This is a genomic window from Lentzea sp. JNUCC 0626 (assembly GCF_043632865.1).
Taxonomy (GTDB): Bacteria; Actinomycetota; Actinomycetes; order Mycobacteriales; family Pseudonocardiaceae; genus Lentzea.
On sequence record NZ_CP171636.1, the window covers coordinates 18,334 to 33,175 of the forward strand.

The 14,842-nt window shown below is 70.4% G+C and carries 16 protein-coding genes; all 16 read left to right on the forward strand.

Annotated elements, in window-relative coordinates; all coding sequences use genetic code 11:
• Positions 1-104: 104 nt before the first annotated feature.
• The 16 genes from JNUCC0626_RS49635 to JNUCC0626_RS49710 all read left to right on the forward strand — a co-directional run bounded on the left by JNUCC0626_RS49635 (position 105) and on the right by JNUCC0626_RS49710 (position 14,531).
• Positions 105-1,154 carry a hypothetical protein gene (locus JNUCC0626_RS49635; protein ID WP_394622411.1) on the forward strand — a complete coding sequence of 350 codons (1,050 nt, stop codon included), beginning with the start codon at positions 105-107 and terminating at the stop codon, positions 1,152-1,154.
• 282 nt (positions 1,155-1,436) lie between these two features.
• Positions 1,437-1,997: a DUF1273 domain-containing protein gene (locus JNUCC0626_RS49640; RefSeq protein ID WP_394622412.1), complete on the forward strand. Its 561-nt coding sequence runs from the start codon at positions 1,437-1,439 to the stop codon at positions 1,995-1,997.
• A gap of 212 nt (positions 1,998-2,209) precedes the next feature.
• Positions 2,210-3,277, forward strand: a complete 1,068-nt coding sequence (locus tag JNUCC0626_RS49645; RefSeq protein WP_394622413.1) for a hypothetical protein — start codon at positions 2,210-2,212, stop codon at positions 3,275-3,277.
• Positions 3,278-3,690: 413 nt separating this feature from the next.
• On the forward strand, positions 3,691-4,188 hold the full coding sequence (locus tag JNUCC0626_RS49650; protein ID WP_394622414.1) for a single-stranded DNA-binding protein: 498 nt from the start codon (positions 3,691-3,693) through the stop codon (positions 4,186-4,188).
• A gap of 83 nt (positions 4,189-4,271) precedes the next feature.
• A complete protein-coding gene (locus JNUCC0626_RS49655; RefSeq protein WP_394622415.1) occupies positions 4,272-4,529 on the forward strand; it encodes a hypothetical protein in 258 nt (85 codons plus the stop codon).
• 57 nt (positions 4,530-4,586) lie between these two features.
• Positions 4,587-4,844, forward strand: coding sequence for a hypothetical protein (locus JNUCC0626_RS49660; protein WP_394622416.1), 258 nt, complete (start codon positions 4,587-4,589; stop codon positions 4,842-4,844).
• Between the two features lie 480 nt (positions 4,845-5,324).
• Entirely contained in the window at positions 5,325-5,738 is a 414-nt protein-coding gene (locus JNUCC0626_RS49665) for a hypothetical protein (protein ID WP_394622417.1), read from the forward strand.
• Between the two features lie 439 nt (positions 5,739-6,177).
• On the forward strand, positions 6,178-8,103 hold the full coding sequence (locus tag JNUCC0626_RS49670; RefSeq protein ID WP_394622418.1) for a hypothetical protein: 1,926 nt from the start codon (positions 6,178-6,180) through the stop codon (positions 8,101-8,103).
• A 343-nt stretch (positions 8,104-8,446) separates the two neighbouring features.
• Entirely contained in the window at positions 8,447-8,713 is a 267-nt protein-coding gene (locus JNUCC0626_RS49675; RefSeq protein ID WP_394622419.1) for a hypothetical protein, read from the forward strand.
• 119 nt (positions 8,714-8,832) lie between these two features.
• The gene (locus tag JNUCC0626_RS49680) at positions 8,833-9,420 is read left to right on the forward strand and encodes a hypothetical protein (protein WP_394622420.1); all 588 of its coding nucleotides are present in this window, start codon (positions 8,833-8,835) and stop codon (positions 9,418-9,420) included.
• Positions 9,421-9,523: 103 nt separating this feature from the next.
• Positions 9,524-10,141 carry a hypothetical protein gene (locus tag JNUCC0626_RS49685; RefSeq protein ID WP_394622421.1) on the forward strand — a complete coding sequence of 206 codons (618 nt, stop codon included), beginning with the start codon at positions 9,524-9,526 and terminating at the stop codon, positions 10,139-10,141.
• A 203-nt stretch (positions 10,142-10,344) separates the two neighbouring features.
• On the forward strand, positions 10,345-10,959 hold the full coding sequence (locus JNUCC0626_RS49690) for a hypothetical protein (RefSeq protein ID WP_394622422.1): 615 nt from the start codon (positions 10,345-10,347) through the stop codon (positions 10,957-10,959).
• 208 nt (positions 10,960-11,167) lie between these two features.
• Positions 11,168-11,608, forward strand: a complete 441-nt coding sequence (locus tag JNUCC0626_RS49695; protein ID WP_394622423.1) for a DUF7715 family protein — start codon at positions 11,168-11,170, stop codon at positions 11,606-11,608.
• Positions 11,609-11,912: 304 nt separating this feature from the next.
• Positions 11,913-12,185 carry a hypothetical protein gene (locus JNUCC0626_RS49700; protein ID WP_394622424.1) on the forward strand — a complete coding sequence of 91 codons (273 nt, stop codon included), beginning with the start codon at positions 11,913-11,915 and terminating at the stop codon, positions 12,183-12,185.
• Positions 12,186-12,587: 402 nt separating this feature from the next.
• Entirely contained in the window at positions 12,588-13,301 is a 714-nt protein-coding gene (locus tag JNUCC0626_RS49705; protein ID WP_394622425.1) for a hypothetical protein, read from the forward strand.
• 279 nt (positions 13,302-13,580) lie between these two features.
• A complete protein-coding gene (locus JNUCC0626_RS49710; protein WP_394622426.1) occupies positions 13,581-14,531 on the forward strand; it encodes a bifunctional DNA primase/polymerase in 951 nt (316 codons plus the stop codon).
• The last annotated feature ends 311 nt before the right edge of the window (positions 14,532-14,842 follow it).

Consider the following 14,842-nt stretch of genomic DNA (forward strand, 5'->3'; position numbering starts at 1 on the left):
TTGCGCCCTGTCGAGGCGGCCAGCACCGAAATCGTGAGGACCGGAACGGATCCGGCCGATATGATGTTCGGCTTGGCGGCACCACGCCGGAGACGGGACAGACCATGCGTTACCACGAGCCAGTCCGGAAAGCACTCGCAGCTGTCGACGACCTGACGGCTCTCGTCCAGGCCGACTTCGACACCGCGCGAGGTGGCTGCACCTGGTGGCACGACTACGGCCTCGACCTTGACGCGGTCACCGGAATCATGGACTACCTCTATGGTCTCCTCACCGGCGTCAAGGAGAACCTTCGTATCGGGGCAATCCATCTCCACGACCTGCGTGAGTGCCGGTTCAGCGACGACCGCTGGATGATCGGCCAGTTCAACAATGGCAGCCGAAACCTCAACCGGGGCGAGCAGGAAGCACGCCGCGAAGCGCGGATCGACGCGCACACCGCAGGCGTTCTCCGGGCGGCCGGCTCCACACTGGACAACCTGGCCGGCATCATCATCGCCATCGGCGGGTTCGACACGAACCTCATGAAGGCGGACCTCGGCAAGCTGCTCCCGCTGACCGACGGACCGGACTACCCCGGACCGGACGTCCGAGGACAGCTCAAGCTCCAGCAGACGGTCCTCAACCCGACCGACCGGCAAGGCACCCTCCTTCGCGCCGCCAGATCCGTGCTTCAACACTCCGGCCCCGAAGGATGGCTGGACTGGACACGATGGAGCCGCAACGACCGCGTTCACCGCGGGGCCCGCATCGCAATGAACTACATCTCCAGAGGCAAGATCGCACGCCCGCTGCCAAGACAACCCGACCACCCCGAGGCGCACGCCTTCCGGGCAGCTGGCGATCCCCGCAAGCTCCTCCTGGAAGAAGACGTGATCGACACACTCGCCGGTATAGTCGAATCCCTGGACAGCGCGATCGTCGGCACCTTCGTTGCCTGCCAAGAGCTCTGGACCTATCGGCGGAACCACCCGGACCAGATCATGCAACCTGCTGGCCAGTGGCCGAACAAACCTCCACGCGATGTCACCTTCGACGGCTACCGGCCAGGTTCTGCGACCTTGCCCAAAGACTCCGTCGTGCTCGTTTCACCAGAAACTGGCACCCGTCTCCAGGCGAGTCGGATGCTAGATGGACATAGCTCGACCACGTGACGTCCACGCCCGCGACGCTTCACTCGGCCGCAGCACCAGGCTCTTGCAGGGCCTGAACCAGGGCAGCAACGTGTTGACCATCAACGACCGCAGGACGAGGTTCTCCACCTAACTGTTGGTGACCCCCGACTTGGTCCCGTCGTTTCGGACCCCCCCCTCCCGCGGCTACTCCTCGACGGTCAGTGGTCAGAGCTAAACCCTGGCTACAACCAGACGTGGGGCTGCTGTTCCTGCTCCCGCCACCAAGCCGTTCCCGGGCAGAACCTGCTCGGCCGGTACCTGATGGGCCACCGCGCCCGGCTCGCTCCGGAGCGAGCCGGGCAGTGGGTGCGGGTGGCGTGCACCGGGCACCGGCCGCAAGGCCTTCCACCGGGTAGCGAGCAGTGGCTCGCAGAGGAACTGCGGCGGATCGCGGCGAAGCTGGCCGCCGACCACGGCACTCAGGTCGCGATCAGCGGCGCGGCGGCCGGAGCGGACCTGATCTGGGCCGAGGCCGGGCACGACAGCGGCATCCCAGTCTGGCTCTACCAGCCCTACACCGGCCACTACTCCCGCTGGCCGCAGGACTGGCAGCACCGGCTCTTCGCCGCCCGCGAGTTCGCCGGACGCGTGGACACCCTCGGCGACCGGTTCAGCGTCCAGGTGCTGCACGCCAGGTCGGACTGGATGATCCGCGACTGCGACGCGGTGGTTGCCGTGCTCGACCCGCTGCGCCGCTCCGGCGGCACCGTTCAGGCCCTCCAGCGGGTGTCCGCGACCACCCCGGTCATCCACGTCGACGTCCGCAACCGCCGGACCTCGCTGCGCGTCCCGGCCCGCTGCGGCGCGGCGCCCGCGAGCTGACGCGCGGCCGGCGGCGGCCAGCTGGCCGCCGCCGAGGCGCGCCGTCCAACCCTCGCCGCGCACGTGGACGCAGCAGCCCAGCACGCCGGGCAGCACCGGCAAGGGCGCTTCGCGTCGCTGCGCGATGACCGCACGCGGTCACCCCTGCCTGTGCACTGCCCGGCCCGCTCGGTCCGCGCTCGTCCACACAGCGCTCTCCGAAGGGCCGATCCATGCCCAACGCCACCGATGACACCGAACCCGACAGCACGACGGTGCCGTGGACCCCACCGCGGCCCGCCGAGATCCCCGCCCTGCACACGAGCCTGCGGGCCTGGCTCGGCCACCCGTTCTTCTTCAAGGTCACCATCGACGCGCTCGACGCCGGGCAGGGCACGATCATCCCGGCGGCGGCGAACCCGCTCGAGGCCGCGGTCATCCTGCACCAGGAGGAAACCCGCCGTCTCGGCTCGGCGGAGCTCTACGCGGTCGACGAGGAGATGACCGCCCAGGCACTCGCCGCCGGCGCCCGGTTGCCCGACTGGTCGGTACAGCCCGCCGACCTGCCCGCTGAACAGGGCTTTCTCGTCTTCGACTCGCCGATCGGCCACTCCGAGGCCACCGACGGCCTCATCGCGCCGATCGTCGCCTGTTCCTGGGGACCGTCCCCGCACTGCTCGCCACCAGCCGGCGCGGTGTGGCTGACCTTCTGGTCGGCGCCGGTCCTCGATCGCCTGGTCCAGGCCGGCATCGAGGCTGGCCTGGACCCGGTTGAGGCGCAGCGCGAGGTCAAACGCGGTTCGCCGCCGCTGGTGTGGGACGACGAGGCGCTGGTGTGCTGGTCGGCTGGGGAACCCGACATCCCGACCACACCTCGGTACATCCCGTCCGAGGAGGTCAGCGGTGTCATCGCCAAGGAACGCACGCTGCCGTGGATCCAGACGGTGCTGGCGGCCTGGCTGCTCATCCAGGAACCCGCGATCGTCGAGATCACCGAGCAGCGCGCATCACGGCCTGAGCGTCGTCGCGCCGAACGTGCCGGACGTCCTCTGCCGCCGGTGCGCGTGGTCAGCATCCATCGCCGGGTCAGCACGGCCACCAGGCCCGCCGAGCCGTCGGGCCGCACGGTCAACGTCCGGTTCCGCGTTCGCGGCTTCTGGCGCGATCAGCCGTACGGCAAGGGTCGTGCGCTGCGCAAACGCACGTGGATCCCGGAGCACTGGCGCGGTCCCGAAGACGCCCCGGTGCTGATCAGGCCCAGGGTGACCGTGGTCGAGGCGCCACCCGAACCCGCCGACTGATCGTCCCGAACGGGGCGTGACGCCGCTGACCGGGTTGTGCGGGCGCAGACCCCGCGGGCTTCGTCAGCTCCCACGGGCGCTGGAGGTCGGTCGAGCAGCCGCGCGGTGTGGTGTCGCCACGTTCTCCACGGCGCTGGACGCGACGGATCACCTCTCGCGGGTGTTCGTCACCGGCCACCTGGGGCTTCGCACTCTGGACCGGCCTCGGACCGGCGTCAACCGCCGCACGAAAGCTTTTCTCCCGCTCGATCCGCGGGGCCCCGCCCCCTCCGGACCGAGCAGAAAACCTTGCGTGCTCTGGCGCGGTTGACCCCCTGCCCATGCCCGGTCCCCGGTCGAGTGCGCCCCACGGGGCCTGACAAACCACCAGCTCAGCAGCGGTGATCCGCTGCGCCACGACCGAGGAGCACCTCATGGCAGGCGAAACCGTGATCACGGTGATCGGCAACCTGACCTCCGACCCCGAACTGCGTTTCACCCCGGCGGGCGCCGCCGTCGCCAACTTCTCCGTTGCCTCGACGCCGCGCACCCTCGACCGCGAGTCCGGCGAGTGGAAGGACGGCGAGACCCTCTTCCTGCGGTGCAACATCTGGCGGCAGGCCGCTGAGAACGTCGCGGAGTCGCTGACCCGCGGTGCCCGCGTGATCGTGAGCGGGCGGCTCAAGCAGCGGTCCTTCGACACCAAGGAAGGCGAGAAGCGCACCGTCATCGAGCTCGACGTCGACGAGATCGGCCCGTCGCTCAAGTGGGCCACCGCCAAGATCACCAAGGCCAGCCGGTCCGGCGGCGATTCCGGCGGAGGCTTCAGTGGCGCCCCGGCCTCGGGCGGCGGCGCCCCGGCCGACGACCCCTGGGGTTCCGCGCCCGCGGCGGGCAGCGGCGGTGGGTTCGGCGACGAGCCGCCGTTCTGACCTGCACCACCTGCGCCCCGTGGCCGCCGTACGACGGCGGCCACGGGGCGTTCGTGTGTTCCGACCCGCGCCCGGAGGCACCGATGAACCTCACCCCTGCCGACCTCGTCCTCGTCCCCGTCTGTGACCTCGTCGACGTCGAGGGCGAGATGACCGCCACCCAGCTGCGTGCCCTGCTGGAGCGCGCCGGCCGCGACGACCCCGAGCGCGCTCACGGCTTCGTCGACGACCTGATGCGCGCCGCGCTGCAGGCGATCAGCGACGGCCACCCGGAGCCGCACCTGCTCGCCGCCGCCGTGCTCGTCGCTGCCTCGGCGGACTTCCCCCGCTGGTGTGCCTGAACCCGCGTCTCCTCTGCGTGCGCAGCAGCGGGGGAGTACCCGACGAAGGAGTCTCCCTTGTCCGACAACGAAAACACGTCCGAGAAGCAGCCGCTGTGCCCGGATTGCGGGAAGCAGTGGATGGCGTGGCTGGACTACCGCATCACGCCGCCCATCACCTTCGTGCAGATCGGCAAGCCCACGGCCAGGCGAATCCAGGAAGCGCAGGAAGCCCGCTTCCGGGAATGGCGGGACACGATCAGGTTCCAGCAGGACCTGATCGAACGCATCTGCCGCGAGAACCACGATTCCGGAACGCCGGGCGCTGCACCCTGACCGGGCATGTTCTTGTGCCTCCAGCGCACCCACCTTGCGCCTGGTGGACACCCGGTTGCGCGCACGCGCGCCACGCGCGTGCGCGCGTGAGGCCGGACGATACCAACCCGGCTGACCGCGCTGCAACCCCGGTAACCCCTGATTCCCCAGGGTTTCCGGGGTTGACCGGCGCAGCCGAGCACTGGATCGCGTCCGACCCCCAGGCCGGCAGGGCGGCGCACTCTAACCGCGGCCGCCGCTGCGCCCGAGGCACCGCCAGCCCAGCCGACCGGGTGAGACGAGCCCCTGCGGGGTCGCGCTGCGCGCGATCCCACCCGGTCGGCCGAGCGCGCCACCCCGGCCGGTCCGCGGCCGCGGTTGACCGAGTCGCGCCCCCGACCAGGGGAATCAGCCCGACCAGTCACCTGACTGGTCCGCACACCGGCGCCCGCCAAACGCCGGTGACACCACGAACGCCAGTGGAAGGACACCGAACATCCCGTGAGCGCGACCCTTTCCGACCCCGCGGCCGTCGACTGGTCGAACCAGCCCGGTCTGTACGTGAGCGTCTACCGGCTCGCCCTGGACATCCCCACGCTGGCCGACGGCCTCAGCCACCGGCACGTGCATGCCACGGTCAACGGCGTGATCGACGCCGTGGGGCGCCGTCCGGTGTTGCACCCGATCCCGGCCGACTGCCGAGCGGACGTGCCGAACCCGGACGCTCCGGCGATGTGGATCTACCAGGGCTTCGACCGGGTGTTCCTGGTACCCGCGACCCACCTGGTCGACGGTGTCCCCGACCTGACCGGGCTCAGGCACGGCGGGAACTTCGCCTACCGCGACGACCCTCGCTTCTACGGGCTTGTCGGCTTCGATGCGGCGATCAAGATCCACGATCATCGCGAGTTCTGATCCGAATGGGTGCGGGTGACCGGGGTTGGTCACCCGCACCCATCAGGGGTATTCGCAGCGCATCGCTCAGTGAATTGACAGGCGCGCATCGGAAATCGGGCGCACCACGACGAACAACACTGCGCGAATTCGTGCGGAGTCCTGTGCGGGCCGACGCACTCTAGCGCGCACGGCCGCCAGGGCGAGGGCGCGGCACCCGGCCCAGCACGGGTGAACCGGCCCCGGAAGACCCCCGCGAACAGGGAAGATCCCGGCCGGTCCACGCCGGCTGGGCGAGGCCGCAACCCCCGCCCCGACCTAGCCGTGCGCGCTGAACCGAGTGCGTCCCGCACAGGGACACCGACCGCACGGAATTCGCGCACCGCGATGAAGTGCATTCAATGAATTGCCGCCGGAGTCCCGCCAAAGCTCCGGTTCGCCACAAATAGGGAGAACGATAGTGACCACGACAGAGATTGCCGTCGAGCACATCGCCGCCGACGTCGCCGCTGGCGACGTCCCGCTTGAGCAGGGGAACGTCGAGACCTCTGTCTCCGCTGCTGGCGCGGACACGGACGTGACCGAGCTGGTCCTGCCGACCACCGCGGAGGAAGCCAAGGACTTCACGCTCCTGTACGTCGACCCCGAGGAGCTGGTCATCGGGCCCAACGTGCGGCGATTCGACCCGGAGCGGTTGGAGGACCCGGCTGAGGAAGAGTACGCGGGCTTCGTCGATGACCTCCTCGATCGCGGCAATGCCATCCCGATCATCGCCCGGTACGACGCGCACGGGCAGCTGATCGTCATCGACGGGCAGGTTCGTACCTACGGCCTGCGCAAGGCGAAGAAGCGGGCCACCGCGAGTGGCGACGCCTCCTGGAAGAAGGCGTTCGTCATCGCCCAGGCGTACGGGATCTCCGACGAGCGCGCCGCCGAGATCGAGCGCATGGTCGAGCAGCACGGCGCTAACTTCCTGCGGTTCGACATGACCCCGACCGACCACCTGCGGACCGTTCAGGGACTGCTGGAGCTGGGGGTCGAACCGAAGAACGTGGGCAAGCGACTGCGGCTCAAGGCCAAGGACGCCAACATCCTCGTGGCGGTCGCGCAGAGCACGCGGGCCGCCGACCTGGCCCAGCAGGGTGTGCTGGGGGTGGCCGAGAGCGCGCTGGTCGCTGAGTTCGAGGCGTACGGCGATGCGACCGAGGCGGTCGAGGAACTGACCGAGATCGCTCGATCCAACCCCCGCCAGCTCGCCAACGTCGCTCAGAGGTTGCGCGACGCGCGTACCGAGCGTCTGGCCCTCGCGGCCGCCGCCGCGGACCTGACCGAGCAGGGCGTGCCGGTCATCGAGCGCCCGGACACCCTCTACGGCCCGCAGATCCGCCAGCTCGCCGACCTGCGGCCCACGGTGAAGACCAAGCCGGGGAGCACGCTCAGCGTGAAGCGGCACGCCAAGTGCCCTGGCCACGCCGCCTTCCTGACCTTCCGCCGCACCTGGCAGGACAAGGATGGCACGGTCACCGTCATCCACGTCTGCACCGATTTCCAGAAGCACAAGCACGCCGAGCGCAACGCCGCGCCCGGCAAGACGGTTGTGGAGCGCCCCACGTACTCCACCGGCAGCGGTGTCCAGAAGGGACCGATGACCGAGGAGCAGAAGAAGTACCGCAAGAAGGTGATCGACAACGGGAAGGCGTGGGACTCGGCCACGATCAAGCGGATGGAGGCGCTGCAGTTGTTCGCGAAGCGCCGCAGCCTCACTCAGACCGAGGACACCTGGCTGGAGGCGATGCGGGCCAGCAGTAGCCGCTACGCCGACGCCGCGAGCAAGGGCCACCGCTTGGCGCTGAAGCTGTTGGGCTGGGACACCAAGTTCACCGGCAAGAAGGCCTCGTTGCGAGCCGAGATCCTCAAGGCAAGGCCGGAACGAGCCCGAGTGATCAGCATGGTGATGGTGCTGGCTGCGGTTGAGCAGGGCGTCAGCCGCCGCACGACGTGGGAGAGGCCCACCGAGGAGGACGTCGCCTACTTCGCCAAGCTCCGGACGCTCAAGCTGCAGACGATGGAGCACTCGGAGCTCAAGGACTGGGAGCTGTCCGAGGTGGAAGCGCAGGTGCTCGACGGGATCGAGTCAGTGGACGCAGAACTGGCCACCGCGGTGGATGACGAGGTGGAGGTCGAGGCCAGCCTGGATGACGAGGACACCAACGACGAGCACCTCACCGACGGCGAGGACCTGCCCGACGGCGAGGACCTGCCCGACGGCGAGGACCTGCCCGACGGCGAAGACGTCATCGAAACTCCGTCTCCTGCACCGGTGATCCCCATCGACGACGGCGCTGGGTCGGTCGAACTCGAGCACCAAGTGGATCTGGTCGCCTGACCAGTCGCTGGTGTGGCCGCCTACGCGGGCGGCCACACCAGCCTTAACGCATCACGCTGCGTCCTACCACCGCCGTGACGGGTACGTGACGCCGCCTGCAGGGGACACGCTGACGCACGAGGTCAGCACACCGGGTGGGGGCAAGCGCACAAGCCCTCCGGCACGTCCGGTCGAGATGAACCGCGCCGTTGCGGTGGCGTTGTCGGCCGGCGGTTGGTGTTCGCGCGGTCCACGTCGACCGGACGAGCCTGCGGGCTTGTGCGTCCGCGCGAGCGCGGACCCCCACCCGGCGTGCTGAGGCCAGGGCCCGTCAGCACGCCCCCACCGCAGAGAGGGACCGACCATGGCCCGCCACCTCGCAGTCACCGCCGCTCGCCCCAACCCTCTGACCAGCGCGTTCGAGACGCTGCGAAGCCTGACCAACCGCGCGGCAGACCGCATCAGCTACTGGCGCTTCCGCCACACGGCCTCCTTCAGCTGCGAGCACTGCGACATCACCCGCGTCCCGACCGCGAACACCGGCGCCGAGCTGCGCCGCGCCCGCGAGCTGGCCACGGACCACTCCCGGCACGGCTTCCACGCCGGAGCCCCCACCGTCTACGGCGCCTGACTGCCGCGCCGGCCGGTCCCGCAGCCGGGACCGGCCGTGCTCGCCCCCGCTTCCGTTCGCGCGCCCTGGCGTCGCCGCGTCGCCGTGTCCACGTTCACCGAACACCTCTTGGAGCTCTCGTGAATGCCCAACGCCCGCCCGCCTTGCCCTTCGCTCCCGGCGACACCTGGACCATCTGGATCCGGTCCCCGCTGGCCGTCCCGGCTCAGCTGCGGATCGAGGACGACACCATCACCGCCACGTCAAACCCCGGTCAGCTCGACGACACGGTCCGCCTTCGCCTCATCACCGAATCGCTCGACGCCGACGTCGACCGAGACCTGGCCGAGCACCTGCTCGCTTTCCCGGGCGTCCGCTCCGACCAGTGGGCGATGGGGTCGATGAACGGTTCGGTGGACGTCCCGGTCGTCGAGCCGACCACGGTGACCGACGACCAGGTCACCTGGCAGGTCACCGCCGAACTGGCGGTGCACCACACCGACCGCGTCGAGGGCTACTTCTCACTGCCCGCGGTCGGCGGGGTCGGCGGCCCTGTCCAGCAGGACTGCGTCGACCTGACCCTCCCGGAGTGCACGCAGCTGGTGATCGCATTGGCGTCCTTGCAGCACTGGCGGTTCGAGCTGAACGCCGAATTCGCCGCCGCGGCGACGACCAAGCGCCGCGGGTTGCAGCGCGCCCGTGCCGTTCGCGGCATCGTCCGACGCTGACCAGCGCATGTGGTCCGCCCGAGAACGCTCTCGGGCGGACCACATGTGTTTCCCCTTGTTCCCAACACATCCGCCACCCACTCACCGGAAAGGAGCGTGCGCCGTGCTCTACCTTGCCAACGCCTCCAGCCCCGCGGTGCGCGCGGCCATGACTCGCGGTGAGCTGGGCCAGATGTGCACGCCGGCCGAGGGGCGCGCGCCCCTGGACGGGGTGACGTGGGCCGCCGACAACGGCTGTTTCGGCCGTGGGTTTCCCGGTGAACAGCGCTGGTTCGCGTGGCTCCAGCGTCACGCCGACCACGCGGACCGGTGCCTGTGGGCGACCGCCCCCGACGTGTTCCTGCCCGCGCTCGGTCGCGGCGACGCCCGCGCGACGCTGGAACGGTCCTGGCAGTGGCTGCCCGAGATCCGGCACCTGGGCTACCGGGCCGCCCTGGTCGCGCAGGACGGGCTCGAGGACCTGGACGTGCCGTTCGAGGCGTTCGACGTGTTGTTCCTCGGCGGCTCGACGGCCTGGAAACTCGGTCCGCACGCTGCCGATCTGGCCACCGAGGCCCAGGCGCGCGGGTTGACCGTGCACATGGGCCGCTGCAACAGCGCCCGCCGCCTGGCCTACGCCGTCGAACTCGGCTGCAGCTCCGCGGACGGCACGTACCTGGCGTTCGCGCCGGACCAGAACTTGCAGCGGTTTCGCCGCTGGACAACGCCCACCGCCGCCTGACCGGCGGCGGCCCGGCTGCCCGGTGGTTATCCGGCCCGGTGCCGCCGCGAGGACGGGCCGATGCCAGCAGAACCGGCCGCTGCGCTGCAAGGGCGCCTTCGGCGTCGCACGCGATGGGCCTGCGGCCCACCCTTTCCGCTGCGCGCCCGGCCCCGCTCGCACAGCTCCCCGTCCCCGCAGCACCACCCGGAACGGAGAGCCACATGGACCTCACGATCACCCCACCACCCGGTTACAGCGCAGTTCCGGATGCGAGGTGGACGTGGGCCGACCCGCGCTGCGAACGCTGTCAGGGCAGCGGAACCGTCTGGCACACCGTGTACGAACACGAGGTCTACGGGTGGGAGTACGACCCCGAGGAAGTCATTCCGCTGTATCGCGAGCCCGACGACTGCGACTGCGTGTGGACGCCCGACGTCGACGTCCTCGAGGAGCTCAGCCGGCGGTACCGGTCCTGGGGCAACGCAGACCGGGCCCGTGACGCCTGGGAAGGCATCGCGCAGGCCATCGGCCCCCGCCGCCCCGGTGGCTGGTACTGGTGCGGGTACTGGCGAACCGGCTACACCGTCGTCTCGATCGACTACTCCTTCCACGACGGCGACCCCGCCAGCCCGGCCTGGCAGATGACCGTGCAGTGGGACGACGGCCACCGCACCACCCACTTCACCGCCTGGGACCACGGCCGGGACTCCTGCCACCGGCCGGCCGCGCGTCACCCCGGTCCGGCGCCCGTGCCTCCAGAGCTGCGCTCCTCGGCACCAGCGTCCGGCCGCGGCCTCTGGTCGCTGCTGACCTCCTGGTTCCAGCCGCGCCGCTGACCAGCGACGGAGCCGGGCGCCCATCGGGCGCCTCAGCCCGCCACCAGGTGATCACTCACGCCGCGATCGCGCCGTTCATGCCGCCCACCACGGCGTGAACGGCCGCGTCGCGGCCAGCCCCCGCCCCCGTCGAGCAGGCCGATTCGCCTCCGAGGGCCGGGTTGCGCCTCACCACGTCCAGTTTCGTTCCCGCTGAAAGGTGCCGACTGTGCCCATCAGGACCGTTGTCGCGACCGCTCAGGGCCAAGGGCAACGCCGAAACGACTTTGCCCACGCCACCGAAGGCGAGCTGGTGATCTTCCCGCTCGTGTGCGACCGCGACATGGCCAACCCGGATGGTGGCTGCGGCTGCAACCGCAGTTTCGAGGGAGTGGAGTCGCGCAAGGCCACCACCACCGCGGTCGTCGCCGATGTCGACCTGACCTACTCCGAGTACGTCGATGCCATCCTCGCCAGTCAGCATCGTTTCGGGCTGACGAACCACCGCCGCGGCGACGCGGTCGAGGAAGCCGATGAACTCCTCGACATGTTCAAGGACTGGCCTGTCGGAACCGTCGTCGAAAAGCGCGGCGTGCGGGTGCAACAGCGCCACATCGTTCGCCCCGCGACCTCGGTTCCCCTGCCCCGCACCGGTGGCACGCCACGTTGACCGAACAGCGAAATCCGCCGTGGGCGACGACCACACCTGCCTGACCAGTACCTACCTAGTGCCCGTCCGCGCCTTCGCTGTCTGAGAGCCGCGCCAGTGAACGCCTGTCCTCGTGGCGGCACCGGGTCTTCCGTCCCGGTGCCGCCACGAGGACGAGCCGATGCAAGCAGACCCGGCCGCACAGCTCCAAGGGCGCCTTCGGCGTCGCACGCGATGGGCCTGCGGCCCACCCTTTCCGCTCCACGGCCGCCCCGCTCGCACAACGCCCGTCCACGCAACAACACCGGCACAGGAGGACCACCGGATGCGTAAGCAGCTCTCGACCGTGATCACGCGGGTGCGCACGATGGAGATCGAGGACGTCAACCACCACATCATCGCCAGCGGGTACGTGGTCACCGCCTTGGCGTTCAACGGCCACTCCACGCTGGTCATGACCGCCGTGTACCTGTGGGCCGGGTTGGCGCACAGCAACGCCCTGCGCGCGACGCACCTGTCCACGTTCGTACCGCACCTGCGCCGCCGACGCCCCGCGGCTCCCGCCGCACCGCGCCGTCTCCAGCCCGCGGCGGTGTGAACGATCGGTTCGGTGGCCAACGGATCACCCCGTTGGCCACCGGGCCGATCGACCCACACTCTGCCGAACCCTCCAGGTTCGCCAGCGGAAAGCCAGGTGCCCGGCTCCCTGTTCGCGTTCGCCAGGAGCGAATCGTGGTGTGACCGGCCAGCTCAATGCACCCATACGGGCTCGGGCCGAGTGGACGGCCCCAAGGCCAGCACGCCGGCCGGGGGCTACGCGCCGATGGCGGCCCGGCCCGCACCGACACGGGTGGGACCAGCCTCGCTGCGCTCGGTCGCTGACGCGATCCCACCCGGTCGGTGGAGCCGCCGCCCCCGCCGTTCCCGCTCGGCAACCCCCGGCCGGCGTGCTCCTGGCCAGGGCCGTTCCACTCATCGCCGAACCCGACGGAGGTTCCTCGTGCAGTACGACGACGCCCTGGCCCACGTCCGCGACAACCTGACCCATCCGCAGGTGCACCGCCTGCTCAACGCCATCTCGGCGCGGCACTCGATCCTGCGGGACCTGCGCACCGCGCTGGTCATCGTCGGCTCCGACATCGTCATCGAGGGCGTGATCACCAACGCCCGGTACGCCACCGGCCTGTCCGGCACCGTGCAGGCGATCTACGACGACAAGTACGCCGACCTGCTGCTGGACGAGGAGTCCACCAAGGCCCTGGCCAGCGGGAAGGGCAAGACCGCGCACCCTGGGGCCGCGACCGCCGAGCGCTACACGTTCACCGGATTGCCGCTGAGCGCCTTCGCGGTCACCGATCCTGACGAGTCCTTCGTCGACCTCGTCGGGTTCGTCCTCGGCCAGGCCACCCCCGCGGACCTGGAGTCGCTGGACAAGGCCCGCAAGCAGCGCATCGACGTGCTGGCCGACGGACTGGAGGTCGGCGACTCGGTGATGCTGGCCAACATCCAGCGGAAGTACCTGGCCGGGCTGACCGGCACGGTGAAGACCGTCGACCACGCCAAGAGGCGGTTCAGCTTGCTGCTCGACGAGGCCTCCACCGACCGGCTGCGCTTCCACGGCCGCAACAACCGGATCGACATCCCGCTCGGCGTCAAGGAGCACCTGCTCCCGCAGATCGCCGTCGCCTGCGCGCTCATCACGAACAAGCGCTGATCACCACACGGCACCGGCGGGCGGACCACCCGCCCTCCGGTGCCGTGTGCTCGTTTCCCTTGCCCGCCTTGGAGATTCCGATGCCCACCGTGGGGCCACCAGCCCACCAGCCTCCGCCCACCTGCACCGGTCGCAACCGGCGCCTCCGCATGGCGCCCCGGCTCCGCCGGCGCGGCCGCGCCGATCGCCGCCGACCACGGCGGAGCCGTGACCAGCGCAAACCTTCTGCGCGCTGACCCTGCTCCCGCCTACGCTGACTCCCGAAGGGGGATTTCGACCATGACCACCACACCGATCAGGAGACGTTCCACCCAACGACAACCGGTCACCCGGCCCCGGCTGGAGGCCGCGCTGGCCGCTGCCCGTCGCGGATGGCCCGTGTTCCCGCTCTACCCGTTCTCCAAAAGGCCCGCGGTCAAGGACTGGGAGAACCGCGCGACCCGCGACGAGGCCGAGATCGCCGCCTGGTGGGAAGCCGCGCCATACAACGTCGGTGTGGCCTGCGGCCCCGCCGGACTGGTCGTGCTCGACCTGGACACCGTTCATGGCGCGCCACCGCCGGAGGACTGGGCTGACCTCGACCTCACACATGGTCGCGACGTCCTGCGCATTCTCGCCGAGCGCGCCGGCCAGCCTGATCCCATGGACACCTACACGGTGACCTCACCCGGCGACAGCGAACACAGGTACCTCGAAGCCCCACCGGGCGTCGAACTGCGCAACACCGCCGGTGCTGCCGGCCGCGGACTCGGGCCCTACCTCGACGTGCGTGCTTCCGGCGGCTACATCGTCGCCGCAGGATCGGTGCGCAGGATCAACGGCAAGCCCCGGTACTACCGGATCTCCCGCGACGTCCCGCTAGCGCCGCTTCCGCAGTGGCTGATCACCCCGCTGACCCCGCCGCCGCTGCCCGAACGCGAACCCGTCCGCCTCTCGACAGGCCGGCGCATCGACGCCTACGTGCAGAAGGCGCTCGACGAGGAAGCCGACCGCGTCGCCCGCGCCGGCTCGGGCACCCGCGCGGACATCACCTTCAAGGCCGCTGCCAAGCTCGGCGAGCTCGTCGGCGCCGAGGTACTCGACGAGGCCGTGGCCGTCGAGGCCCTGCTGCTCGCGGCCCGGGTCCACGTCGGCGTGGACAGGTGGACCGAGAACGAAGCGCTGCACCACATCGGCAACGGCATCGCCCGCGGCCGCAACAACCCGCGCGTGATCGACCTGTCCGGCTGACCACCTATCCTGCCCCGGCAAACCGGGGCGTCCTGGGTGCGTAGCCGCCGGTAGCGCGGGTGCCACCCCACCGGCGGGTGTGCTGCGCGGCGCGCAGCGCACCCGCCGACGTTCTCGACGACCGCGTCGCGGCCGTCACATCGAGCTCGCTTCCAGCGCGGACGTCAACCGGTCCGGTCGCCGTGGCCGGCGCCCTCGCGTACCTGTCGCCTCCGGGCCCACGCGCCCACCGGGTCCCGAGGGCTGGAGCGCCCGTGGACCGCCCGGAGGTCAGCACACCGGGCGGGGGCGAGCGCACAAACCCTCCGGCC

Excerpts from the sequence above, each read along its gene's own strand:
- JNUCC0626_RS49635 (WP_394622411.1), top strand. The coding sequence starts at position 105 with ATGCGTTACCACGAGCCAGTCCGGAAAGCACTCGCAGCTGTCGACGAC.
- JNUCC0626_RS49655 (WP_394622415.1), top strand. The coding sequence starts at position 4,272 with ATGAACCTCACCCCTGCCGACCTCGTCCTCGTCCCCGTCTGTGACCTC.
- JNUCC0626_RS49645 (WP_394622413.1), top strand. The coding sequence starts at position 2,210 with ATGCCCAACGCCACCGATGACACCGAACCCGACAGCACGACGGTGCCG.
- JNUCC0626_RS49640 (WP_394622412.1), top strand. The coding sequence starts at position 1,437 with ATGGGCCACCGCGCCCGGCTCGCTCCGGAGCGAGCCGGGCAGTGGGTG.
- JNUCC0626_RS49710 (WP_394622426.1), top strand. The coding sequence starts at position 13,581 with ATGACCACCACACCGATCAGGAGACGTTCCACCCAACGACAACCGGTC.
- JNUCC0626_RS49675 (WP_394622419.1), top strand. The coding sequence starts at position 8,447 with ATGGCCCGCCACCTCGCAGTCACCGCCGCTCGCCCCAACCCTCTGACC.
- JNUCC0626_RS49700 (WP_394622424.1), top strand. The coding sequence starts at position 11,913 with ATGCGTAAGCAGCTCTCGACCGTGATCACGCGGGTGCGCACGATGGAG.
- JNUCC0626_RS49690 (WP_394622422.1), top strand. The coding sequence starts at position 10,345 with ATGGACCTCACGATCACCCCACCACCCGGTTACAGCGCAGTTCCGGAT.
- JNUCC0626_RS49650 (WP_394622414.1), top strand. The coding sequence starts at position 3,691 with ATGGCAGGCGAAACCGTGATCACGGTGATCGGCAACCTGACCTCCGAC.